The sequence below is a fragment of the Fulvivirga ulvae genome, assembly GCF_021389975.1.
In the GTDB taxonomy this organism is placed as follows: domain Bacteria; phylum Bacteroidota; class Bacteroidia; order Cytophagales; family Cyclobacteriaceae; genus Fulvivirga; species Fulvivirga ulvae.
In genome coordinates this window covers 1,856,735-1,881,573 of record NZ_CP089981.1, presented here as the reverse complement: position 1 = coordinate 1,881,573, position 24,839 = coordinate 1,856,735, and the positions used below count along the sequence as shown (strand labels likewise).

At 42.0% G+C, this 24,839-nt stretch carries 23 protein-coding genes; 12 read left to right on the top strand and 11 right to left on the bottom strand.

The annotated features are described in order from the left end of the window. The first annotated feature begins 192 nt into the window (after positions 1-192). Entirely contained in the window at positions 193-3,072 is a 2,880-nt protein-coding gene (locus LVD17_RS07655) for a CHAT domain-containing protein (RefSeq protein ID WP_233765885.1), read from the top strand. On the opposite strand, the gene LVD17_RS07650 is transcribed toward LVD17_RS07655, so the two are convergent. Both LVD17_RS07650 and LVD17_RS07645 read right to left on the bottom strand, forming a co-directional pair. Continuing rightward, positions 3,067-3,780, bottom strand: coding sequence for a tetratricopeptide repeat protein (locus tag LVD17_RS07650; protein ID WP_233765883.1), 714 nt, complete (start codon positions 3,778-3,780; stop codon positions 3,067-3,069). The two genes, LVD17_RS07655 and LVD17_RS07650, sit on opposite strands and share 6 nt — an antisense overlap. A gap of 1 nt (position 3,781) precedes the next feature. Then, positions 3,782-4,345, bottom strand: coding sequence for an RNA polymerase sigma factor (locus LVD17_RS07645; protein WP_233765882.1), 564 nt, complete (start codon positions 4,343-4,345; stop codon positions 3,782-3,784). Positions 4,346-4,525: 180 nt separating this feature from the next. Here LVD17_RS07645 and LVD17_RS07640 point away from each other — a divergent pair, with 180 nt between their 5' ends. Then, positions 4,526-6,574 (top strand): PKD domain-containing protein, encoded by a 2,049-nt coding sequence (locus LVD17_RS07640; RefSeq protein ID WP_233765881.1) that lies wholly within the window; start codon positions 4,526-4,528, stop codon positions 6,572-6,574. A 56-nt stretch (positions 6,575-6,630) separates the two neighbouring features. Here the strand turns inward: LVD17_RS07640 and thpR are convergent, their stop codons facing one another. The 6 genes from thpR to LVD17_RS07610 all read right to left on the bottom strand — a co-directional run bounded on the left by thpR (position 6,631) and on the right by LVD17_RS07610 (position 13,305). Further along, entirely contained in the window at positions 6,631-7,185 is a 555-nt protein-coding gene (gene thpR, locus LVD17_RS07635; RefSeq protein ID WP_233765880.1) for an RNA 2',3'-cyclic phosphodiesterase, read from the bottom strand. Positions 7,186-7,237: 52 nt separating this feature from the next. After that, complete coding sequence (locus LVD17_RS07630) at positions 7,238-9,418, bottom strand: S9 family peptidase (RefSeq protein ID WP_233765879.1); 2,181 nt, start codon at positions 9,416-9,418, stop codon at positions 7,238-7,240. Between the two features lie 127 nt (positions 9,419-9,545). Then, positions 9,546-10,250, bottom strand: coding sequence for an energy transducer TonB (locus LVD17_RS07625; RefSeq protein WP_233765878.1), 705 nt, complete (start codon positions 10,248-10,250; stop codon positions 9,546-9,548). Positions 10,251-10,374: 124 nt separating this feature from the next. Then, positions 10,375-11,244 carry a fructosamine kinase family protein gene (locus LVD17_RS07620; RefSeq protein ID WP_233765876.1) on the bottom strand — a complete coding sequence of 290 codons (870 nt, stop codon included), beginning with the start codon at positions 11,242-11,244 and terminating at the stop codon, positions 10,375-10,377. Next, a complete protein-coding gene (locus LVD17_RS07615) occupies positions 11,237-12,373 on the bottom strand; it encodes a trans-sulfuration enzyme family protein (protein ID WP_233765874.1) in 1,137 nt (378 codons plus the stop codon). The genes LVD17_RS07620 and LVD17_RS07615 overlap by 8 nt, the downstream gene beginning before the upstream one ends. Beyond that, the gene (locus tag LVD17_RS07610; protein WP_233765872.1) at positions 12,373-13,305 is read right to left on the bottom strand and encodes a hydrogen peroxide-inducible genes activator; all 933 of its coding nucleotides are present in this window, start codon (positions 13,303-13,305) and stop codon (positions 12,373-12,375) included. The genes LVD17_RS07615 and LVD17_RS07610 overlap by 1 nt, the downstream gene beginning before the upstream one ends. Before the next feature lie 235 nt (positions 13,306-13,540). Here LVD17_RS07610 and LVD17_RS07605 point away from each other — a divergent pair, with 235 nt between their 5' ends. The 9 genes from LVD17_RS07605 to LVD17_RS07565 all read left to right on the top strand — a co-directional run bounded on the left by LVD17_RS07605 (position 13,541) and on the right by LVD17_RS07565 (position 20,142). Further along, positions 13,541-13,888, top strand: coding sequence for a hypothetical protein (locus LVD17_RS07605; protein WP_233765871.1), 348 nt, complete (start codon positions 13,541-13,543; stop codon positions 13,886-13,888). A 531-nt stretch (positions 13,889-14,419) separates the two neighbouring features. Then, positions 14,420-14,656, top strand: coding sequence for a hypothetical protein (locus LVD17_RS07600; protein WP_233765869.1), 237 nt, complete (start codon positions 14,420-14,422; stop codon positions 14,654-14,656). Continuing rightward, positions 14,646-15,449 (top strand): sensor histidine kinase, encoded by an 804-nt coding sequence (locus LVD17_RS07595; RefSeq protein WP_233765867.1) that lies wholly within the window; start codon positions 14,646-14,648, stop codon positions 15,447-15,449. The genes LVD17_RS07600 and LVD17_RS07595 overlap by 11 nt, the downstream gene beginning before the upstream one ends. Beyond that, the gene (locus LVD17_RS07590) at positions 15,436-16,092 is read left to right on the top strand and encodes a response regulator transcription factor (protein WP_233765865.1); all 657 of its coding nucleotides are present in this window, start codon (positions 15,436-15,438) and stop codon (positions 16,090-16,092) included. Before LVD17_RS07595 ends, LVD17_RS07590 begins: the two co-directional genes overlap by 14 nt. A 229-nt stretch (positions 16,093-16,321) precedes the next feature. Beyond that, positions 16,322-16,774 (top strand): response regulator, encoded by a 453-nt coding sequence (locus tag LVD17_RS07585; RefSeq protein ID WP_233765864.1) that lies wholly within the window; start codon positions 16,322-16,324, stop codon positions 16,772-16,774. 218 nt (positions 16,775-16,992) lie between these two features. Next, a complete protein-coding gene (locus LVD17_RS07580) occupies positions 16,993-18,153 on the top strand; it encodes a hypothetical protein (protein ID WP_233765862.1) in 1,161 nt (386 codons plus the stop codon). Positions 18,154-18,164: 11 nt separating this feature from the next. Continuing rightward, positions 18,165-18,542: a hypothetical protein gene (locus LVD17_RS07575; RefSeq protein WP_233765860.1), complete on the top strand. Its 378-nt coding sequence runs from the start codon at positions 18,165-18,167 to the stop codon at positions 18,540-18,542. After that, the gene (locus LVD17_RS07570) at positions 18,539-19,654 is read left to right on the top strand and encodes a hypothetical protein (protein ID WP_233765858.1); all 1,116 of its coding nucleotides are present in this window, start codon (positions 18,539-18,541) and stop codon (positions 19,652-19,654) included. The genes LVD17_RS07575 and LVD17_RS07570 overlap by 4 nt, the downstream gene beginning before the upstream one ends. Before the next feature lie 278 nt (positions 19,655-19,932). Continuing rightward, positions 19,933-20,142 (top strand): hypothetical protein, encoded by a 210-nt coding sequence (locus LVD17_RS07565; protein WP_233765856.1) that lies wholly within the window; start codon positions 19,933-19,935, stop codon positions 20,140-20,142. On the opposite strand, the gene LVD17_RS07560 is transcribed toward LVD17_RS07565, so the two are convergent. Further along, positions 20,139-21,164: an RluA family pseudouridine synthase gene (locus tag LVD17_RS07560; protein WP_233765855.1), complete on the bottom strand. Its 1,026-nt coding sequence runs from the start codon at positions 21,162-21,164 to the stop codon at positions 20,139-20,141. The two genes, LVD17_RS07565 and LVD17_RS07560, sit on opposite strands and share 4 nt — an antisense overlap. Before the next feature lie 104 nt (positions 21,165-21,268). Between LVD17_RS07560 and LVD17_RS07555 the strand changes: the two genes are divergently transcribed. Then, on the top strand, positions 21,269-23,632 hold the full coding sequence (locus LVD17_RS07555; protein WP_233765854.1) for an ABC transporter permease: 2,364 nt from the start codon (positions 21,269-21,271) through the stop codon (positions 23,630-23,632). A 118-nt stretch (positions 23,633-23,750) separates the two neighbouring features. Here LVD17_RS07555 and LVD17_RS07550 read toward each other — a convergent pair whose 3' ends face one another. Next, a complete protein-coding gene (locus tag LVD17_RS07550; RefSeq protein WP_233765853.1) occupies positions 23,751-24,122 on the bottom strand; it encodes a VOC family protein in 372 nt (123 codons plus the stop codon). An 81-nt stretch (positions 24,123-24,203) separates the two neighbouring features. Next, positions 24,204-24,779, bottom strand: a complete 576-nt coding sequence (locus LVD17_RS07545) for a DJ-1/PfpI family protein (protein ID WP_233765842.1) — start codon at positions 24,777-24,779, stop codon at positions 24,204-24,206. Positions 24,780-24,839: the final 60 nt, after the last annotated feature.

Here is a 24,839-nt window from a genome sequence, read left to right as displayed (position 1 = left end):
GATGTCAAGGGATATAATTTTTTCCCTTTTGCATATTTTGTTATTTTGTTTACTCATCACATAACAAACTTTTAAACCGTGCAGTATCGTTTTTCTTACACTCGACCATTTGATATATTAATATTAGGAGGAATCAGCTTTATAATTTTCATATGCGCAGGGCGGCAGCCTCTTCATGCCCAAAAACAACCTTTGGCAGAAGAGGTTTTCCAGCAGGCACAGCAAAGCCAGGATAGCGCTATTTTTTATTATCATAAAGCCTACGAACTGGCTAAAACCAATGGTGATACATTGCTTTGGCTCAAATCATTAAATATGTGGGGCCAGCAGAAGCTTCGGCAGCAGGATTTTAAAGAAGTAAAGGCTCTGCTTGGGTCACAACTCGAAGGTATAGCCTATGGGCAAAGTTTTGGTGTAGCATATTTTGACCTTTTAAAGACGTATAATAATTCATTACGTGCACTTAACGCTTATCAGCAGATATTAAAAGTAGTTGATGAGTTGATTGAACTGAGCCCAAAGGTTCATGGGAAAGATAATGAGGAGATGGTAGACTTACTGATGACTAAAGGCTTGATGCTGGGTAACCTGGGTATTCGTGACCAAGCCAGGGAAAATCTCACTATGGCATTGAACTTAAGTATCAAACTCTATGGAGAAAGCAGCATGGAGACGGCTGAAATTTATAACAATATAGGTTTAGTTTTCAGGTCAATTAACGATTATGATGCGGCCATGCTTTACTATTCCAAGACCTATGATATTGTTTATGGACTAGAACCGGAGAACTACTATGTATTATCCATAATAAAAAATAATATTAGTCGGATATACGATCAGAAAGGCGAGTCTGAAAAGGCACTTGAATTGGTTAATGAAGCAATCGCCTTAAACGAACGGTCAGGCCAAAGTAACCCAAGCCTGTTTAATAATCGCGGTTTAATACTGGTGAGTCTGAAGGACTATGAGAGGGCCTTGGAGAATTATGATAAAGCGTTGTCCATTCGTAAAAGCTTTACGCCCCAAAACCATCTGCAGATAGCTTATTCTCATTCATTAATAGGTGAAGCAAACCTGAAGTCCGGAAACATTGAAATAGCGGAGGAGAATTTTTTGGAAGCTCTTGAGATCCTGAAGTCACGTGAGATACAATCCTGGGACCGGTACTTTATCTATATGGGGTTGGGAGATGTGGCTATGAAGAAAAGCGCTCCCAGTAGAGCTATTGAATATTACAATCAAGCCATAGGTTACTTTTTCCCGGAGTTTCACCCCATAGAGGCCTGGGAAAATCCGGATATTCAATTTGCCCCTTATAATTATGGAGGTATCGTTATTTCTGAGGCGCTGATTAAAAAAGGTGATGCACTTCTCGCTATGCAGGATGAAGATTCCGATGTTGTTGCTGCAGAAAAAGCTTTGGCCTGTTACATGTCGGCATTAGAAGCTTTTAAAAAACAGATTAATGCGGCTACTTCAGAGGATATAAAGTTTTCGCTTTCCGAAACAGGTCAGAAAATTTATGCCAGTGCCCTTAAAGTAGCACAACGGCTATATCAACTCACCGGTGACAAAAAATATGCTAGTAAAGGGTTTGAAATAATGGAGGCCAATAAGGCCTATGTGCTTTACCAGAACCTTAAGTCTATGCCTGCCGGGAAGAAGTTACTGCCAAATGATTTGAGGAACCAATATGCAATACTGTCTAAAAAAACAGATAACTATAAAAAGAGCTATCTTGATTTGAAAAAAGAAGGTGAAAAAACGGATGATATTAGAGATTCAATAATTGCAACGGAGAAGCAACTGGATGAGCTAAACGCCAGGGTAAGAAAAGAGTTTCCGCGTTATTTTGATTATTGGGTAAGTGTTACGCAACCAGAGCTATCTAAGTTCCAGTCTGTTTTGGGCGATAATGCCTTGGCTTTGCTCTATTATGAATGGGAGCAGGGCTACTTTGTATTGGCCATTTCAAAGCATAAAACAGTTTTTAAATATATCGATAATACTTCTCCGGATCAGCTTCAATTAGAGACGGCAAACCTTGAAGATTATAAAGTAGAGGGATATTCAGCATACAACCAATTGATTAAGCCATTTGTCCGGGAATTTCCCGAAGTTGACCACTTAACTATTATACCAGATGGTAAATTAAATGAGGTTCCTTTTGAGGCATTGCTTATAGAAGAGGCAGATGAAGCAGCCACATTTTCATCCCTTCCATACCTGCTTAGAAAATATACTGTCAGCTACAATTTTTCAGCGAGCTTAATAGTAATGAATTTCCTGAATGACACGAAGAGAATGGAAGGCAATATGCTTGCTTATGCTCCTTCCTTCAGCAAGAGTTCCGGGCCTCTTCTTGCAACGCGAAGTGCCGCTGACAGTGCTTTGGTAAAGAACCTGCCTCTGCTTCCCATGGCAGAAAAAGAAGCGAGGCATGTGGCATTACTTTATAATACTGAGGCTCTTGTAGGAAGTGATGCAACTGAGGCGGATTTTAAAAAAAGAGCGCCCTTGGCCCACATTATACACTTGGCATCCCATGCCATTGTAGACCATGAAAATCCTCTTTATTCAAAGCTGGTATTTTCTCCGGGCAAAGATACGGTTGAAGATGGCCTGCTTCATACTTATGAATTATATAATATGACGCTTAATGCCGACCTGGTGAGTCTGAGTGCCTGCAATACGGGTATAGGCAAGTATTACGCGGGTGAAGGGCCAATGAGCCTGGCGCGTGGTTTTATGTATGCGGGTACGCCCAATGTAATGATGAGTCTCTGGTCTGTACCCGATCAATCTACTTCCACGATCATGCAAAGCTTTTATGGCTATTTGAAAGAAGGTATGTCAAAACCTGAGGCTCTCCGAAAAGCTAAGCTGGACTATCTCTCTACCGCTGATGCCAATACCGCTGCCCCATATTTTTGGAGTGGGTTTGTGTTCATTGGAAAACCCGAAGTAGGACTATCTCAAAATGACAGCTACATTTACGCAGGAGCCGGAGGCATTTTATTGCTTATTGGCGCTGCTTACTTCTACTCCCGGCGAAGAAACGGAAGATCATAGTTTATCGGCTATCTCAGCAGCTTCATCAGCATAGCTGCTTCCTGAGCCGGCTATTTGTTCGAACTGTGTTTTTGCCTCATCCATTTGCCTTGTTTTCAATAAGCTTAAGCCATGATACCATGCCGCCGGGTCGTAAAGCCGGGAAGCGGGTCCTATGTTTTTAAAATAGGGAATAGCCTGATCCGCATTACCGATTGCCAGTAGCGATTGACCCATATAAAAATTCAGAACATCATTCTGCGGGTCAGACTGAAGTTGCTTAGTAAGCTTTTCAATAGCCTTTTGGTAGTTCTCTTGTTCATAGTCAGCCAGGGCATCAGACCGTACTCCTTCGTCAGACCTGTTTACCGGGCTTACTATGTTGGGGTATGGTAAATAATACTGACTGTAAATATCGCTACTACCCCTGTTGGCAAAGTTAAAAATGACATATCCGAGGCCAACCAATATAAAAAATGATGCCGCGACTTTCCATCCCCAACTTTTAGCAGGCTTATTTTGATACTTTTTTTCCTCGGCCTGTAACAGGGATTTAAGGTGCCAGCTTCCATGTAGCTCGATCCCTTTTTGAATATCCTGCGCCAGTTCCAATTCATCTTTAAGGGCAGGGTTGCTCTTTACCTGCTCAAGAAAGCTTTCTTTCTCCGATGAAGACATCTCGCCCTCAAGATATCTGTTGATAATATCGGTATAACCTTTATCCTCCATACTATATATCTTCAGAATTGAACCGGTCGCTGATCATCTTCTTCAATTGATTAAAACACCGTAGTTTTTGCGATTTTGCTACATGTTCATTTTTGTAGCCTAGCCTGGACGCAATGGCATCCATAGTAAACTTATCGAAATAAAACATCTGTAAGATGGACTTGCATGGATCTCCCATACTATCCAACATTCCGGCGATCACCTTTTGCCGTTCGGTGGCTTCAAAAGGGTCTTCATGATCAAAACCGGGGTTAGACTCAACGGCTTCATTGCTTACAACCATTCTTGAACTTTGGCTCACCCTTTTTAAGGCCAGGTTTTTTCCAATGCCAAACAGGTAGGTTTTTAACGAGCTTGATAACTGCTCCAGCTTGCCTTGCCGGATATTTTTATAAATAATGATCACGGCGTCCTGAAAAACATCGGCACATTCCTGCTCTGTCAGGCTGTAGTTATTATAGCCCCAATGGAGAAACTCCTTTCTGTAGCTATCATATAAGGTCATAACAGCCTTATCATCGCCCCTTTTGATTCTATCAACTATCTCCTGATCTGTCCGCTCCAACCTTCTGTGTTTATTAATGTTCCGAAAAATTGAATTGTAAACATCTTATTTAAATCCCGAAGATAAACATACCCGACCGCAGCACAAAAACATAATTTTTTTTACATAAAAGTTTACAATTCCATATGCCGCTGAATAAAGGCCGCGAATCAAATTATTTGAAATTAAAAACGAGGAAATATGAAACGAAGTAAAATCAATCTTTTAACCTTTTTTAACATGTTTTCGCTGGCTTTGCTGCTTACTTTAGTGAGTTGTGGGGATGATGACGGCGGAGACCCCACACCAACGGGAACGCTAACGGCAGATGCCGGGCCGGACCAGCTTGTATCTGTTGGGGATGCCGTGGTATTAGATGGCAGTGGTTCTTCTGACTCTGAGGGGAATGCATTTACCTTTCAATGGGCGATAACCAACTCCCCTGCCGGTAGTACTGTGACGTTAAATAACCCTACTATCGCTGCTCCAGGTTTTACGCCTGATGTAGCCGGCAGTTATACTATTGAGCTGACCATTTCCAATGAGAACGGACAAAGCTCTGATGAAGTGAGCATAACAGCCGAAGAGGCTATAGCACCGGAAGAAATAGGAGGTACGCATAATAGCGACCTCACACTTGTCAACCGTGTGTCTAATCCGGCCAAACCTGATTACATCGCTTCCAGCAATGTGAATATGAGGGCAGACCTGATCATTGAGCCGGGCGTAAAGATCGTCTTCGAAAGCAATGTGGCTCTGAATATCGAGTCCTCCGGAGCGATACTGGCAGGAGGGAGTGCCAGCGAACCTATTGTAATGACCGGAACAACAGAAAGTAATGGATTTTGGAAAGGCGTTGGTGTATTCTCCAGCGATGTTAGAAATGTGATGGATTTTGTAGAGGTTTATTATGGAGGAAGCGCTGAATATGGTGGTGGACTGTATGCGAAATTCAATGTAGGTATTGAAAATGGTGATAAGATGAAGGTAACCAACTGTACGATCGCTCAAAGTGGTGACTATGGGTTATATGTAGAAAAAGGTGGTTCACTAACCGGTTTTGCTAATAATACCTTTAAAAATAATACAGGTATGCCTTTGGCCATAGATGCCAATAATATGACACATATGGATGCCAGCTCTTCATTTACCGATAATGGTCACCAATATGTAGAGCTGTTTGGATCAACCTTGAGTATGGGTACAGAGTCTATCTGGACGGCCTTTGCTGATGGCACACCATACTGGGTAACAGGAGACATCCATGTGGAGAGTGGACTGAAAATCAATGAAGGTGTTGTTATGGAGTTCGGTTCAGATCTGGACATGTCCATTCAGGGTACGGGTTACATCATTGCCAAAGGAACTGCTACCAACAGGGTTAGCTTTTTAGGCAAGGCAGGCACGGCAGGTTCCTGGAGAGGCATCCATATTTTCACCAACGACACTAAAAATGAGTTTGATTATGTGGAGATAGCTCATGGGGGAAGCAATGAGCCCGGTGGTGGCCTTTATGTACTGGCTAATCTTGGAATTGAAAATGGGGACAGAGCTAAAGTCACCAATTGTATCATTCGTGATAGCAATGGTTACGGCCTGTATGTAGAAAAAGGTGGAGCACTGGAAGCCTTTGCCAATAATGAGTTCAAGAACAATGTGGGTACAGCCATGGCACTGGATGCTAATCAAGTACATCAATTGGACGAGGCCTCTACTTTTAACACGGGTAATGGAGACAATAGTGTCGAAATTATAAGTTCTACATTAGAACAGGGTGCAACCGGAGTAACCTGGGTAGCTTTGTCTAATCAAACCCCTTACTTCTTTTCTGGCAATGTGGCTATTGAGTCCGGGTTGGTCATCAATGCAGGAGCCAACTTTGAAGCAGGTACAGATATTCGCGTTACTGTAGGTGGAGATGGTTACTTAAGTGTTGAGGGTACAGCAGCTAAAAAGGTAAACTTCACCGGTAAAACAAAGTCTCCCGGTGCCTGGAGAGGCATAGGCTTCTTTACCAATGATGTGAGGAACCTGATTGATCATGCAGTGATAAAACACGGCGGAAGTGCAGACCTGGGCGGAGGCCTCTATGCCAAATTTAATGTTGGTGTTGAAAACAATGACCAGTTGGTAGTGACCAACTCAACCATCTCCGACAGTGCAGGGTACGGTATATTTGCTGAAAGTGGTTCGACACTTACAGCCTCGGGCAATACCTTCAGCAATAATGCTTCCGGTAATACCAACTAATATTAAAGTAAAATTGATCTTCCTGAATGAGGCTGTCCCTGAAACACGGGGCAGCCTTATTTTTTTAGAGGAAACTCACGATAAACATCCCAGTTTTTGCCATTATGCTTTAGCAGTGCGATTTTGTCTGCCGTGAAAGAGGCATTAAATTCCTTACTTTCAAATTCCTTCCAGGCATCAAAAAAGGCGGGTTTTTTAAGATCACGGAAGGCGAGGGTCATGTGTGGGTTAAAGCCTCTGTCTTTATAATCCGCATTAAAAATATTCAGCGAAATTTTCATCTCCTTTTTGAGGTCGTCGTGTAAGTCTTCCAGAGCGGGTTGCCTGTGAAGGTCAACGTAGATCACCCTTGGTTTGAAGGCGCCAAAGTTTTCGAGAGAGAGAGCAAAAGCCTGTCGGTTGCCGGTCAGGTTTTCAAGGGTGCAGAATATCTTTTCTTCTTTCTCCTCGTCCCACCGGAAGGGCATATGCAGGGTTATGTGTGGAGGGGAATTAAGGGCAGCTTTAGAATTATATTGTTTGGCCATGTGAGCCTTGAATTCAGCTATCTGGCTATAGATTGGCTCGGGAGGAACAATGGCAATGAAATAAAGCTGCTTTGGTTCTTTCATTATTCTGGAAAAAATAAGGGGCCAACCGTATACCGGTGTGGCCCCTTGCTTATTATAAATTCTCCAACACCCAGTCAGTCATTAAAGTAAATAAATGTATACGTGCGTTGTCTTTATAAACAGCGTGCGCCCTGTCAGGGTAGTAGAAAGAATCAAATTGTTTCCCTTTTGCAATCAATGCATTTTGAAGCGCTACGGCATTTTGAAAATGTACGTTATCATCTCCAGTACCGTGTATAAGCAGGTAATTGCCTTTCAGCTTCTCAACATGGCTTGTGGGTGAATTATCGTCATATCCGGAAGGGTTGTTCTGAGGAGTGTCCATATACCGTTCGGTATATATCGTGTCGTAGAACCTCCAGTTGGTCACGGGAGCAACGGCCACTGCCGCTTTGAAGACATCAGCGCCTTTGAACAGCGCCAGTGATGACATGTATCCTCCATAGCTCCAGCCCCAGATACCAATCCGGTCTTCATTAACATAAGGCAGGTTTGCCAGGTATTTGGCTCCTTCTATATGATCTTCCACTTCGTATTTGCCCAATTGCTTATAGGTGATCTTCTTAAACGCCGCACCTCGGCCGCCGGTTCCTCGTGTGTCGATCACAGCTATAATATAGCCTTTTTGCGTGAGCAGCTGGTGCCAGTAGTAATGGCTGCCGCCCCATGAGTTAAGTACGTTCTGAGACCCCGGGCCACTGTACTGGTAAATAAGTACAGGGTATTGCTTGTTGGCGTCAAAATTTTCGGGCTTGAGCATATATCCGTTAAGGATAGATCCGTCAACAGTTTTAAACGTAAAGAATTCCTTGGGTTGTAATCCATATTCGCCGGCAACAGACTCCAGTTGTTTGTTATCTTCCAGCAATTTGATTTTCTTGTTGCCATCTGTTTGGTAAAGAGAAACATTCAACGGTTGTGTGGCACTTGAATAGTAATCGATATAATATTTTTGATCACCACTCATATCTATGGCATGAGTACCTTCTTCTCCTCTTAAAAGTACCTTGTTTTTCCCTTTAAGGTCAATGGAGTAGAAATTTCTTTCCATGGCGGACTTTTCTGTGGAGGTGTAGTAAACCGTAGCCTTCTTTCCTTTCTCATTTACACCTTCAAGAGACCTTACCTCCCAGTTTCCACTGGTGATCTGGTTTTTCAACTGGCCGTCAATAGTATAAAGGTACAGGTGCTTAAAGCCGCTTTTTTCACTGGCATGGATAAAATGTTTGCCATCTTTCAAATAGGTAAGTTCATCCACAAAGTCAACATCTACATAGGTGTCGTATTTTTCAGAAAGTATTTCCTTTACTTCACCGGTATTGGTGTTAAGGTGCAGGATGTCCAGCTTGTTTTGCAAGCGGTTGAGCCTGACGAGGGAAAGCGTGGAAGCGCTTTCTGTTCTCTTGATCCGGGCGATATAGAATTCCTTTTCGCTGCTAAGCTTAACAGACTGTTTTTTGTTGTTTTCCAGGGAATAGACCGTCCCACTCACTACAGAGTTATCTTCGCCGGCTTTGGGGTATTTGAAACGATAGTCTTCAGGGTAAAGCTGACCATTGTGCCATACCTGCATGTTGTATTCTCTGACACCGCTTTCATCAAAAGTCAGATAAAAAAGATTTTTACCGTCACCTGACCATTCAAAGGCCCTGGTGAAAGAAAGCTCTTCCTCATACACCCAATCCGTGCTACCATGGATAAGGTGGTTAAATTTACCATCTTCAGTTACCTGTACTTCTTTCATATCGCTAAGGTCTACGTAGAAAAGGTTATTCTCTCTCACAAAGGCCACTTTGGAACCATCCGGAGAAAATGTAGCATAAGACTGAGGGCCACCCTTCGAGAGCTTGCTTAATTTTTTACTGCCGAGATCATACACATAAAACTGTGCTTTGTATGATCTCCTGTAAATGCTCTCACGGTCGGTCATTAACAGCACTTTGCTTTCATCTGCGCTAAAGCTGTAACTGTTAAAGGTGATTGTTGGGGTGAGCTGGTCACCGTCCAGAATGGTTTCAACCTTTTCACCGGTTGTTACATCAAATTTCACGATATCATTGCTTTCCTGGGCACTGTAGTAACGGCCATCATTCATCCAGTTGATGCCGTAGACACTCTTTTGACTAAACGTGCCTTTCTGGTACAGGTCAGCAACTGTGATGTCCTTCTTGTCCTGGGCAGAGGCAAGACTTATGGTCCCAACTGTAAAAAGCAGGAATAAAAAGTTTCTCATAAATACTGAAGTTTGTTTAAGGCAGTAAATTTAATGATTGAAACGGTCATTACCAGTACCGCTCAAATAAGAGGCAAAATCTCATTGATATAAGTTAAAATGCTTCAGGGTATGGATGATGCACTATTTAATCCGGTGTAACAGATATAGGGATCTCCAGCTTCATTTTAACCGGCTTTCCAGCTTTTTCGGCCGGGCTCCATTTCATGTCTGTATCTTTTATGGCCTGTTCAGCAGCTTTTTCAATGGCTTTTACTACGTTGCTATTTTTATGATAATAGGTATGATGCACTGCCTTAACCTGGGCTACATTACCACTTTCATCAACCACAAATTCTACAAATACCGTAGCTTCTGGCGTATTTTTGTCAGCTCCCTCAGGGTATTCAAAGTTTTGATCCAATATTTCATAGTAAGCCTCATACCCCTTCGAAGGTGCTGCAGGCTTATCAATTCCTTCATTATAAGCTTCACGGTTTCGCTCCCTGCTTTCATAGAGTTTCTCCATCCATCTGGCAAATTTCTCCAGGTCGGCAGGGCCGTCAACACCGTCTATCTCAACCTGATAGTTGCCTTTTACGGTAGTTACCCTGCCTTCATCAGTCAACAAATAAGCATACTGCATTTCCGGGTATTTGCGCGTAAACTCATAAATGACTGAATCTTCAATGCCCCTTTCGTCACTTTCGAAATGGTCAGTAGTGCGTTTTGAGCTTACTTCAGTGGAATCAAATTCAGCCCTATCCGTATCTTCTTTTTCAGCAGGACCGCACGCGTATATAAACAAAAGAAATGCAAAGTATACTCTTAATATATTGTTAGTATATACCATAGCAAAGAATGATTGATTCACATTAGCTAAGTAAAAAGATCATACCATAATCCAGATGTGTGGTTAATTCATTAGCAGTGCGGGTCTTACTAATTCGGAAGAGGAAAAATGTGGAGATAATTGCTCAGGAGAAACGTGTAATGGTACTCATGGCCTGCTGATAGTAACCGCCGCCAAATAAATTTACATGTACCAAAAGAGGGTATACGTTATATATATCAAACCTTTCTTCATAGCCTGGCTCCATAGGGAGTATGTTTTGATAAGACTCGTAAAACTCTCTGTCAAAGCCACCAAATAGCCGGGTAAAGGCCAGCTCTGTCTCCCGGTGTACAAAGGCTACTGCAGGGTCGATCAATACAGGATTTCCGTTGGGGCCGGTCATCAGGTTTCCACTCCAGAGGTCGCCATGTGAGAGTGCAGGTTTTTCTTCATTCAAAAGGCCCGGCAGGGCCCTTTCAAACCGGCTGTATTTTTCCATATCGGAGCGGTTGAACCTGCCATGCTCCAGGGCCAGCTTTACCTGGGGCAGCAGCCTGTTGTTGATAAAGAAATCGGCCCAGCGGTCTTCGTTATGGTTATACTGGTGCAGTGAACCGATGTAGTTGTGGTAGTCCAGGCCATATTTGCTGCGAGAGGTTTTGTGCAGGCAAGCCAAAGCCTCGGCCAGATCATTCCAGTAAGTTTTTGCTCTGGGGCCGGTTGCGATATGCTCCATGACTATGCAGGAATACTGACTACCCTCATATACTTCGAGCACGTCGGGTACCTGTATACACTGGGGCTCTGCCAGTAGTTTAAGTCCCATAGACTCGGCAGTGAACATTTTAGGAAAAGTTGTGGAGGCATTCCATTTCATAAAGAATTCTCCCTTTTCTGTTTCTATCCTGCCACCGTTATTGATACAGCCTCCGGATGCAGGCCTGAAAGACTGTAGCCCACCGAAGGCTGATTCGCAAAAGCTTAATATTTCCTGAGGTATACTGTTAATCATGGTTTAGTGCCCTGTCCAGATCGCTGATCAGGTCATTGGCATCTTCAATACCGACAGATAAGCGCAGCAAGTAATCAGAAATCCCCACCTTTACCCTTTCTTCTGCCGATATCTTTGAGTGGGAAGTCTGCCGTGGAGAGGTAATCGTGCTTTCAATGCCACCGAGGCTCATAGCCGGCTTGATCATTTGAAGTGCCTTCACAAACTTGTCAGGGTCTGTTTTTACTTCAAAGGAAAGCATTCCCCCAAAACCGCTCATCTGCGATTTTGCCAGTTCATGACCTTCATGGTTTGTTAACCCCGGATAATAGACTTTGTTTACTTTATTATGTGAATCCAGAAACTCACTGATGGCTTGGGCGTTGCTGTTCTGCTGCCTTACCCTTAAGGCAAGTGTCTTAAGGCTTCTTTCCAGAAGATAGCACATTTGAGAATTCAGGCTACCACCAAAATGTATGGCAGATTCCCAGATCTGCTGGCCGAGCTCATTGGAAGTTACTGCTATACCACAGCAGATATCGCTGTGCCCGCCCAGGTACTTTGTGCCGCTATGTACCACTACATCAATACCCAGATCTACCGGGTTTTGGTTGATCGGGGAGGCAAAAGTATTGTCAATCACCGATACTATATTATTGGTCTTGGCCAAATCGGCTATGGCTTTGATATCTATGATCTTTAATAACGGGTTGGATGGCGTTTCTATGTAAAGCAGTCTGGTATTTGGCTTTATCGCTTTTTCATAATCCGAAATCTCCATGCCATCAACAAGGGTATACTCAATGCCGTACTTCTCCATCTCTTTGGTAATGGCGTGATGGGTACCTCCATAGAGATCATTCTGGAATACTGCATGGTCACCCTGCCTGAGCAACGCAAATAAAGTTGTTGAAATAGCTGCCATGCCTGAGCCGAATGTAATGGCCCGCTCTCCGTTTTCCAGGGCTGCCAGTTTTTCCGATACTACCCGCTGGTTAGGCGTATTAAAATATCGTGGATAAGCATGAATGTCAACATCTATGTAGTCATAGGCTGTTGAAGTGTAGATAGGAGTTACCGCTCCTCGTGTTACAGGGTCTATTATTGAGCCACTATGTACACATTGTGTTGCTTTGTTATTACTTTTCATTATTTCCATTTAATGACTGCACCATGTTTTTGAACATTGATATAATCCGGGATTGAGTCCAGTATTTCTTTATGTAAGGCTTCCACCAGTTTTCTTTTCAGATAGCTCTTATGCATAACCAGGCTTACCTCCCTTACAGGTTTGGGGTCTTCAAAAGGCCGCAGCTTGGCTTTGGCTGCTTTATCAAAATCCAGCGTGGCAAGCTCTGGCAGCAAAGTCATGCCCCCATGCTTATCCACTATTTTCTTCAGTGCTTCCAGTGAGCCGCTTTCATATTTAAACTGAGAATCACGGTCTTTGTAAGTATGGCAAAGGCTTAGCACCTGGTCGCGGAAGCAATGCCCTTCGTTGAGCAGCCATATTTCATTAGCCGGTATGTTGTTTATAGAAAGTTTTTCCTCCTTATAAAAAGGGCTCCGATAGTTGACATAGGCATAAAACTCCTCATAAAACACAGGCTTGGTTACCAAATTTGTGTCTTCGTAAGGAGTAACGATAATGCCGATGTCCAGCAATTCATGCTTAAGCTTGCTTACCACCTGCTCAGTGATAAGCTCCTCAACCTTAATCTTGATCTTTGGATATTTCTCAATAAAGTTGTTAATAAAAAGAGGTAATAAGTAAGGTGATAAAGTAGGGATGATCCCAATTCTGAGCTCACCAGCCATTTCGCCCTTTTCTTCATCCACTATCTGTTGAATCTTTTTCGACTCAGCCAAAATTACCCGGGCCTGCTCTATGATACGCTTACCAATATCCGTAGGGCTCACCGGTGATTTGCTTCTGTCGAACAGCAGTATGCCAAGCTGTTCTTCAAGCTTATGCACTTGCATGCTTAAGGTAGGTTGAGTGACAAAACAGGCCTCGGCAGCCTTACCAAAATGCCTGTAATTGTCAACCGCTATTACATATTCGAGTTGAATGAGGGTCATTGCTAAAAGTTTGGCTGAAAATTACATAAATATACCAGAAAGGATGAGCCTGCTCAATGTTGATTTACGATTGAAGTATAAAAAATGCCCCTAAAAACTATAGCCGGGCCAATAATTAAAGTTGGTGATATGAAAAAAAATTAATAAATTTTATAACCCCGTCATGTTTATATCACATAAATATCTATATATTAGAAGTTTATTACTACTTATGTTTTACTAAAAATTATAGTTTATGGCATTTAATGGAAAAGAAGGTAAACCAATTACTTTAGGCATGGCCAAAAGGTGGACTAAACGTTACAGGGATGAGAATCCGGGTGAGGTCAAAGCATTTTTCTTTGGCAAAGACTACATTAAGCAAATTTTGCTTGAAGGAGATGGTAGTTGTCAGGGTATTAGAGTATATTTTGCTACAGATGACGATGGAAATAAGCGATTAATCCTTACGGGAGCAGATGCAAAGCAAAACAATATACTTCCAAAAAGTGAAGGGAAGGATGGCGGTCCTACACTATTGGATGACGGGAAACCTTGTCCTCCATACTGTCCGGAGGATCCAAATGATCCATTGTCTAATTAAGTGGCAAATGAGGTGTCAAAAAGCTGACACCTCATTTGTTTTAAACGATTATATATTATACGAAGGTTGATGTCATGCTGTCATAGTTTCTTATTTTAGAAGCATTCAGCGACATACATGGATTACATTCTGTTATTTCATATAATTTTTTTAACATCTTTAGTAAGTACAGCGATAACTTTCTGTATTTCTTTTAGTGCTAGGATGACCAAGACCCTACGTTTCATCCAGCTAATTGTGTTTTTCTCTCTCTCAGCCGATTTAATAAATTCTTATGGAGATTACGTTATACACAAATATATACCTCACGTCGGAGCGACATATCGCCTATTTGAATTAATTGTTATTCTTGAGTTTTATCTGCATTTGTTTTCAAATAGGTTTAATAAAAGTTCTGTTAGAATTCTCCAGGTTTTGCTACCACTTTTATTTCTTCTGGCTTTAAAATTTGAGGCTACTCCAATCCGAATAACCAATAGCGTGTTATTTAGTATTTATTCTATAAGCTATTTTCGTAAAATGATGGTGGAGATGAATGTACCTAACCCAATTATAGATCCACTTTTCTGGGTAAATTCAGCTATACTGTTGTATTTTTCAGGAGTCCTATTCTTATTCCTTTTCTTTGAACCACTTGCAAAAGTAAATGAAGCTTCTGCAGTTATATCTTACATGTTTCATAATGTATTATTAGTTTTAAAAAATGTGCTTTTTGCGGTTGGTTTTTGGAAAAGCCGATCCTTTACAGCTATTAATTATGGAAAGTGAAGCTTCAAATATTTTAGTACTTCTGATTGTTGGAACATCAGTAATGCTCCTTCTTGCCGGCTCCATCGTATTCTTCGTCATCTACTACCAAAAGCGGATGCTCCAGAATAAAATCGCTACACAGGAACTGGAGTCGGGGTACCAGAAGCAATTACTTTTAACGACAATAGATTCTCAGGAAAAAGAGCGAAAACGGATAGCTTCGGATTTGCATGATGGTGTAGGGGCTATGCTGTCGGCTGCCAAGCTCAACCTCAACATGTTGAAGAGTGGCGCTATACCCAAAGAAGAGCTTACTGAGGCACTGGGTGAAACCAAAGACATGATCGATGAAACCATCGAAACCGTTCGTAGAATTTCCAAAGATTTGTTGCCGTCTTCACTGGATGTTTTTGGATTATCAAAAGCGGTTGAGGAACTTTGCGAAAAACTCGATAATCCGAAAACCAGGGTACGGTATGAAGCAAGTGGGGAAGAGGTCGCTCTTGCAAAACAACAGGAGTTACTGATCTACCGTATGATACAGGAGTTGATCAATAATGCTCTCAAGCATGCGGAGGCTTCACTAATACGAGTAAATATCAACTGGCAGGAGTCACTAACGGTTACGGTGTATGATGACGGAGTAGGTTTTAATGTGGATGAAATACGTGCAGACATTAAGAGGGGAGTAGGGCTATATAGTATTGAAAACAGGGCGGGTCTTATCGGCGGATCGGTAGTATTCAAAAGCCAGCCTGGAGAGGGAACAACAGTCAACATTTATATAAAAAGGGATCATGAGCCAAATTAAGGTATATATTGCAGATGACCAGACCCTTTTCAGGAAGGGAATGGGACGATTGGTTCGGTCGTTTCCCAACGTAAGTGAAGTCAGGGAGGCCTGTAATGGCAAAGAACTTCTGGATCTGATTAAAGAAGAAGAACCGGACGTGATACTGATGGATCTTGAAATGCCGGTAATGGATGGCATTGAGGCTACCGAGAAAGTAATTAACCGCTATCCTGATATCAAGATCGTGGTGCTGTCCATGCATGATACTCAGCAGCATATTTTTTACCTGATGGAGCTGGGTGCCCATGCTTTCCTGCTAAAAAATGCTGAACCGGAAGAGGTTCAGGAGGCCATTCTTTCAGTGATGAAAAATGACTTTTATCAGAATGAAATAGTAGTGAATGCCCTGCGCAAAGGAGCCATGGATAAGAAAAAGGCCGAAGGCCGACCTGTATTCCAAAGCAACGTAACACTGACCGACCGTGAAGCGGAGATCCTGCTATTGATCTGCAGAGAACTCACTATGAAAGAGATAGGAGAAAAGCTCTCACTTTCAGAGAAAACTATTCACAACCACCGGGCAAGAATGATGGATAAGCTTGGAGTAAGGAACACAGTAGGTTTGGTGAAGTTTGCTTACGATGCCGGGCTTATAGAATAAGAGTCATACCCCTTGATATCCGGGAGCTTTTCGTTAGGTAAATTTACCTAATTTCATAGGTAAATTTACCCTATTCACAAACTAATAATAGAAGCTAATAAGTTTGTAATAACCTGTTTTTCAGATAATTACGTGTTTTTTGTTTTGTCCTGCCTTCCCCATGTAACCTTTTGCTATAAAATAAAATGCGTGCTGGTTTATAACTTGAGGGTAATTAAACAGTGCTGTCATGAAGAAGAATATTCTAATAATTCATAAGGACGATCAGGCCAGAAGAGAAATGCATGATATTCTTTCTCATTTCGATTTTAACCTAATCTATGCAGACGATGGTTTGCATGGTTTGTATGCAGCAAAATCCGGTCAGCCGGATTTGATCATTAGTGAGGTGAACATAGCTATCCTGAACGGTCTGGAGATGTGCAAAATGATCCGGCGTGAAAGAGAAATCAGGCAGATGCCGATAATATTTCTGCATGAAGAACTAAAGCTGGAATATATCAGCTCGGCTAAACATATCAGTGCCAGCGCTTTTTTGATTAAGCCCTACCTGAATAACTCATTGATCTACGCAATAAAGAAAGCCTTGAAGGAGGAAGATTTACATATAGCCAAAAACAGGGAGCCTATGAAATATGAGGATTGTAAAATTCCTATTCTGGCTAAAACGCAATATGCCTGATATAGACATACCATAATATATTGGGTACACTAAGATACAGATTGGTTTTGATTGTACTTCGATTGGCATCTTTGACAAAGTTCAGGGGTGCCATTGGTTTTTAATGGAGGTTGCATGGGAGTGGAGATATCTTGTAGATGTAAGTTTGGCCTATTACTTTAAACTTTTTTTCCACTAAAAAATCGTTAGACTTACGAATAATCTATCCGTGGTGCTTTATGAAAAACATTCTTGTAGCAATTTTCCTTCTGTCTCCGTGGCTAAGTGTTCTGGCTCAGCCTGTTGAAGATGAAAAAGACAGTACAGCGCTTACTTTGCAGGAGGAAGTAGCCCTTACTGATATATATGTAATTGATGTTTATAAGAGTAGGCATGGTAAAACGTTAAAGTCCTCCAAACCACTGCCACGACATAATATTAATACACCCGATACGCTGGACTTCGGGGATACCCTTGTGGTACAGCTCAAGCATATTGATGTTTTGCTAAATAAAGGCAAAGTAAATCTGAGTGAGATTACCTTATATATTAATGAGTTTGCCTTAACCACCCTGATCCCGATCCGGTGCGTGAATGACAAAGATGAGATATGTTTTATTCTCAACGAACGCCTGCTCAATACACAGGAAAAAAACTATATCAAAAAACTTCCCGGACTATTCCTTAAAGAGGTAGGTGTTGGTATCCAGGTCAAGGACACGGATATCTTTTATAAATGTAGCAAGAAGCTGTTTATAGGGCTTACTAAGTTTAAGGACGAGTTTATCATATCGTGTGTTTTCGGAGTAATCCTTTTCTTTTCACTGCTGGTCCTTTGCAGGAAAACGTCATTGGTACGCGACAAAAGCACTCAGCCACTTAAAACAAGAGCGTTTAGTTTATCACGCTCCCAATTGGCCTGGTGGACTTTTATAATACTTACTTCTTACTTGTTCATTTACCTCGTAACAGGCGAAACAGACCTGCTCAATTTTACAGCCGTAACGTTATTAGGAATTAGCGCCGGTACCACTGCGGTTGGCACTACCATAGATAGTACTGAGCCTACGGAGGAAAGGCACCAAAATAATGCCTCTCAGGGATGGCTGATAGATGTGCTTTCTGATTGCGGAGGCGTCAGTATTCACAGGCTGCAAAATTTAATTTTCAACCTGATCTTCGGCCTGATATTTATCAGAACGGTAACAAGCGATTTTGTTATGCCGGAGTTTAGCGAAAATCAATTGATACTGTTGGGGTTAAGTGCGGGTACTTACACATTTGTAAAAACCCGGGAAAATAAAAATACAATTCCCGATACCACAAGCACCAGCACCGATACAGAAGCTAACGCCGACACCGGCACTACAGTAAAAGATCAAGATCCTGACAAATCATAATTAACCGAACCATGATAAAAACAATTAAGTTTGACCCGAACGGAGGAGATCTTAAGGTCGTGTTTACCTTTGAGGGACTCATCGTAGCCTCATATGCATACACCCTTTGGGAGGCCAACAGTAATAATCAACTGATTTACGAAAAGGGGAACAACCAGAACCCTGATGATGACAGCTATACCATTCCACCCCCGGTAATTGACAGCGATGGCAGACTGGTTCAGCTCAGAACTGAGTTCAAAGCATTGGATCCTGAAAACATAAAACAATATACCATTACCGCAGAAATATTTCAGGCTGGCCAATCCCTGGGAAAAGATCAGGATACCGGCGAAAATACAGGCAAATCACAAGGGTCTCTTATTTTTATATTACTTAGCAAACAATGAAATATTTACGGTCTGCTTTTATCGCACTGTTATGTGCTTTTGGTGCCAGCGTTTCTGCACAGGTAAGCCCTCAGGATACGGCTTTGGTTAAAAACTTCAGGTTAAACTTTGCAATTCCGGATTTGCCAGCCTTTAAAATAATGGGGACAAACCCTAGCAATATACTACGGCCTTCGTCTCCCAAAGCTCTTGCTGCTATGGTTTCGGATTTTGGCAAAGGCGGACAGGTAATTTTACCGGCTTCTTTTGCTGCTGAAATAGCTCCATATATCCTGCTCAAATCCAATAGTCTTACGCTCAGCGAATATGATAAGCATTCCGAATTATATAGCCTTCGTTTCTCTATAGGTACTCAGCGTGATCCTGAGAACGATATAACCACCAATCTGGCTATAGGTGCCCGAATGACCCTGATTGATGAGGGTGATCTCAAAAATGACAAACAATACCGGCAACAACTTTTTGATATCCTGGCCGAAAAAGTGGCAGCTAAAGATGCTTTTCAACTACAGTACCTTAAGCAAAACAATCTGACCATTCAGGATGTAGCTGGTAATCCTGCAATGCTACAACAACAGGAAGATTATGTAAACCAACAGATCAAACGCGATTTTGATGCTTCTATCGATTCCCTGAATACGGCTTATAAAGAGCAGAACTGGAACAAGAAAAAGCTGGATCTGGCTGTTGCAGTCCTGGGGACCTCACCCGATAGCCTGGCCAAAGACACTAAATTCAGCAAATTTTCTATTTGGGCAACCTATGGCACACCGCTTGGTCAGCATGGTCAGCTATTGCTGGGTTGGAATTTTAACTATATATCCGGCGATATTGAAGGCAGTGATGACTATACTTCCAACTCTATTACAACGAGAATTTATGGAGGAGAAAATAAGTATAAAGGCTTCATCGAGCTTCAGTATGAAAGAGACGAGAACCTGAGTGCCAATATGTATTTCGCCAATTTGGGAGGAGAGTTTCTGATTATGGATGGTGTATGGGGAAATGTCTCCGCCGGTTTGGAGAGAAACTGGACAGATAATGAATCCCATTTCGCTTCTAATTTTGATATCAAGTTTACGATTCCTGAGAAGTTGAAGCTGTTTAAGTAATTGGATAATCCGGAGGTTTGTTAATACTTCATAAGCTAAATAAAAGCCTCTTGGTTAGTTATAGAGATGACTTTAGCCTGGCGTGTTTTTTTCTTTCAGTGCTGCCGGGTGGGCAAGCCCTTATAAGTTTCAGCTAATTCGGATTCTGAGGTTAAGTTCAGCTCTTTATGGTGAAGTGTTAATCCCGGACAGGCTATATTTTTAAATTGTTAAGTTTCATTCAGGGGCTAACCTCGTAGTTGGGAAAGCGTTATTTTTACTAACAACCACTACAAGAAATGAAAGCGATCACAAAAAAACAAGCTATCTTACAGTCTCTGGAAGCCATGGATGCTTCAGAGATGGAGAAGGTTCTGGATTACATTAAAGACTTGCTGTATAACCCGGCGAACGACCTGAATTATCAAAAGGTCAAGCAGCAGGCTATGAAGGAGATCCGGAGCGCATTAAAGAACGAAAAGAAAGAGACTGAACCAATACTGTCTTAGGTGTATTGTACATAATGTCTCCATTTTTCTAACACTGCTTCAAAGTCGGCCGGAAGCTCACTGTCAAACTGCATAAATTCCTTTTTGACAGGATGCATGAATCCCAGGGATTTTGCGTGCAGGGCTTGTCTTGGTATTACCTTAAAGCAGTTGTCAACGAAGCTTTTATATTTGGAAAACGGCGTACCCTTGAGTACTTTATCTCCTCCATAAGTAGCATCGTTGAAGAGAGTATGCCCCAGATGTTTCATGTGAGCGCGTATCTGATGAGTTCTGCCGGTTTCGAGGTTGCACTTGATCAGAGAAACGTAGCGAAGGTCCTCCAGAACTTCATAATGAGTAATGGCATTTCTCCCTATCGTCTCATCTTCATATGCTACGGTTATCCGTCTGTCTTTCAGGCTTCGTCCCAAATTGATATTAATCGTTCCTTTGGCCTCGGCGGGTATGCCCCACACCAAAGCCAGGTACGTTCTTTCTATGGAGTGATCATAAAATTGCTTGGCTAAGCCGGTCATTGCCGTTTCCGATTTGGCAATTACCAGCAGGCCTGAAGTATCCTTATCAATTCTATGGACCAGTCCGGGACGCCCTTCGTTGCCCTGCATTTCAGGGAGATTTTGAAAGTGATAAGTTAATGCATTGACCAAAGTGCCACTCCAGTTTTGGTAAGCAGGGTGTACTACCATGCCCGCTTCTTTATTGACTACGAGCAGGTCTTCGTCTTCATAAATAATATTCAACGGTATGTTTTCAGGTATCACCTCTGTATCTCGGGGAGGTTCAGGTAAGGCAATAGTAATAACATCATCCGGTCTTACCTTGTAATTAGGTTTTATCTCAGTGTCATTGACTTTTACAAAACCATCTTTGATTGCGTTCTGCAGCTTGTTGCGTGTTACGTTGGGCAACCTGTCCATCAAAAATTTATCTATTCTCAGTAGCTGCTGTTTTGGGTCAGCCACTATCCGGTGATGCTCGAATAACTCGTCATCTTCCTCTATTAATTCCTTGTCAGACATATCTGGGTTGTAACCTATTTACGATTTTGAAGTATTCCTTTCTGCAATATTATGCATCCTTTTTGTCAAACCACTGTCTTTAACACACTAAAACTAATAATACCATGCTAAAGAACTATTTCACCATAGCCTACAGGACACTCGTCAAAAATAATATTTATTCCCTCATCAATATTTTCGGGCTTTCATTCGGTATGGCTACTACGCTGCTGATCATTCTTTGGGTTCAGGATGAACTGGAGTTTGATCATTTTCATAAAAATATTAACAATATTCACCGGATATTGGAAAACCAGCAGTATACAGATGGAAACATTTTCACAACCTCATCTAACCCCGCGCCACTTGTTCCCTATTTGAAAGAGACATACCCGGAAGTGAAATATGCCAGCAGGTATACCTGGCCTGTCGAAAACCTGCTCCGGGCTGACAAGGAGGGTAATTTTGAATCCGGAAGGCATGTAGATAAGGATTTCCTGAAGATGTATACCTTTGAGCTGGTAGAAGGAGATCTGAATACGGCATTGGATCCTGTTAACGCAATAGTTATGACAGAATCATTGGCCGGAAAATATTTTGGTGACGAGAGTGCATTGGGTAAATCCATAACGCTTAACGACACAACGGAACTTAATGTAACAGCCGTGATCAAAGATCTGCCTACTAACTCCAGTCTCACTTTTGACTACCTGCTGACCTTTGAAAAGTTCTGGAATGAGAATAAATCGTGGCTCGACGAATGGGGTAATAATAACGTTAGTGGTTTTGTTCAGATAGCTGATAATACCAGTGCCAGTGCTTTTGAAGATAAGATAGAAGATGATATTAAGGACAAAAATGAAAGGTCAAATGTCACACTTTTTCTTCAGCCACTTAGTGAGTATCATCTGTATTCTAAATTTGAAAATGGGAAACAAGCAGGAGGCAGGATAACTAATGTCAAGGTCTTCTCAATAATAGCATTTGTAATTTTACTCATCGCCTGTATTAATTTCATGAACCTTAGCACTGCTCAGGCCACAAAGCGGGCGAAGGAAGTAGGTCTAAGAAAAGTCGTTGGTGCTTATGACAAACAACTGATCTTTCAGTTTTTAGGAGAGTCATTGCTTTATTCACTGATAGCGGCAGTGCTTGCCGGGCTTATTGTATACCTGCTATTGCCTTACTTTAATGAGCTTACGGCCAAGAAGCTCACTTTGGATATACTCAATACAGAGCTGCTTCTTTACATGGCGTTGATCACGGTTTTTACAGGCTTGTTTGCAGGAAGTTATCCTGCGCTGTACCTCATCAGGTATCAACCGGCCAGGGTACTCAAGGGTGTTATTCGGTCAGGCAGAGAGGCCGCTACTTTCAGGAAAGTACTCGTGGTGATCCAGTTTACATTGGCTATTGTATTGATCGTAAGTACCATAGTAGTTTATCAGCAGCTAAATTTTCTTCAAAGTCAGGACATTGGCTTTAACCGTGAGCAGCTTCTGTACATGGAAATGCATCAGGGCATGGGCAAGAATTATGAGACTATCCGGAAGGAACTGCTCAATGACCCTTCTGTAGAGCATGTAACAGCCATGAATATGGCGCCACTTAATTTTGGTAATTCTACCTATGGCCTCGAGTGGGAAGGCAAAGATCCCGATGCCATGATATTGTTCAGCAATATTTCTGCTGACTTTGACTTTATACAGACTTTCGAGATGGAGCTGGCTGAAGGCAGAGGCTTTGACAGAAAGTATAGTACGGATACCGCAAACTTTTTAGTTAACGAGGAGGCTGCCAGAAAAATGGGCTTTGAAGGTAATGCAGCAGAGCAACCATTAACACTTTGGGGAGAGCGAAAAGGTAAGATTGTAGGTGTAATTAAAGACTTCAATTTTTCATCCTCGCATGATGAAATCGAACCTTTGCTTATAGCTCTGGAACCGGATTGGTTTAATTATATAGTAGTGAGGGCCAAAGGGGGAAATATGGATGGGGCTATTTCTGCGATGGAAAAGTACCATAATATGTACGCCCCTGCATACCCTTTTGAATATAAATTTGTAGATGATCAGTGGAGCGAAAAATATGAGGCGGAAGAACGTATAGGAGTTATCTTTAATTACTTTGCCGTACTCTCCATTATCATTTCATGCCTTGGGTTATTTGCTTTAGCTGCTTATGCCGCGGAGCGAAGGGTGAAGGAAATAGGGGTTAGAAAAGCCCTTGGCGCAAGCATTTTGAATATTACCGGGTTAATGACCAGGGAATTTACATGGCTTGTGATTATTTCAGCCTGCCTGGCTTGCCCTATTGCCTGGTACCTGATGGATGCGTGGTTGGAAGACTTCGCCTATAAGATCAATATCGGTTTCTTCACCTTTGTTATCGCTACCTTCCTGTCGTTGTTCATAGCACTGGGCACCGTTGGCTTTCATGCTGTGAAGGCCGCATTGAGTAATCCTGTTAAAGCACTGCGATATGAGTAAGCCGTGGTAGCAGGTGAAAATTGATGCAGGAAACTGCATCAATTTTGATACCTCGAAAGGGTGCGCCCTTCATTTGAAAGATTGGTGCGATAGAGCTTTAGAAAAAGATCCTCAATAGTTATGTGGAAACCGTAATAAAGTATCCATCGCGATCCCTTAAAGAAAACTCTCTTTCTCCTGAATTTTGATTGAGGTGAGGTGCCTCTTCGATTGTTGCATTCAGGTGTTTTGCGTTTTTCCAATGCACGTCTAAGTCGTCTACCCTGAAATATAAGATCAGGCCATTTCCGGGCTTGACTTTTGGACTCGATAGAGTAGGGTGTTCATGTTCACCCCATTGGTGGAGACATAAAATGGTATGGCCTGCCTCATTGGTCAAGATCTCAAATGTATTGCCTCCGTGATTACTTTTACAGTTAAGAAGGGTCTGATACCATCTTGAGCTTTCTTTAACATCATTCACGCCTATGATGGGTTCTATTCTTGTCATTCCTGCCGGGTGGGTTTAAATGCAAAAGCCGATATATTTAAAAGATCGGCTTTCAAAATATTTTAAAATGGATAACTATGATCAGATCTGAATTTTTGCTCCCATGATCTTCAAAAATTCACTAATAAATTTGGGATGTGCGGGCCAGGCTGGTGAGGTTACAAGATTGCCATCAACATAAGCACCATCAACTGCAATATTTTGATATTCACCACCAGCAAGATTAACCTCCGGGCCAACAGCAGGATAGGCGGTAAGCTTTCTGCCCTTAACCACTCCGGCCGCCGTCAAAATCTGGATGCCGTGACAGATAGCCGCAACCGGCTTGTTTTCAGTAAAAAAATGTTTAACAATCTCAATCACTTTATTGTTGAGCCGAAGATATTCCGGCGCCCTTCCTCCGGCAATCACCAGTCCGTCATACTGCCCGGCCTTAACATCATCAAAGCTGTAGTTCAGAGTGAAGTTATGTCCCGGCTTTTCAGTATAGGTTTGGTCGCCTTCAAAGTCATGGATGGCGGTCTTAATAGTATCACCTTTCTTTTTGTCAGGGCAAACAGTGTGTACAGTGTAACCTACCATTTCCAGCATTTGAAAGGGTACCATGGTTTCGTAATCTTCAGTAAAATCACCTGTAAGGAATAGTATCTTTTTCATGGTTATGAAAGTTTTTTAGTTGGTTAATGGACTAAGAATAGTACGGAATATCTGCCAATG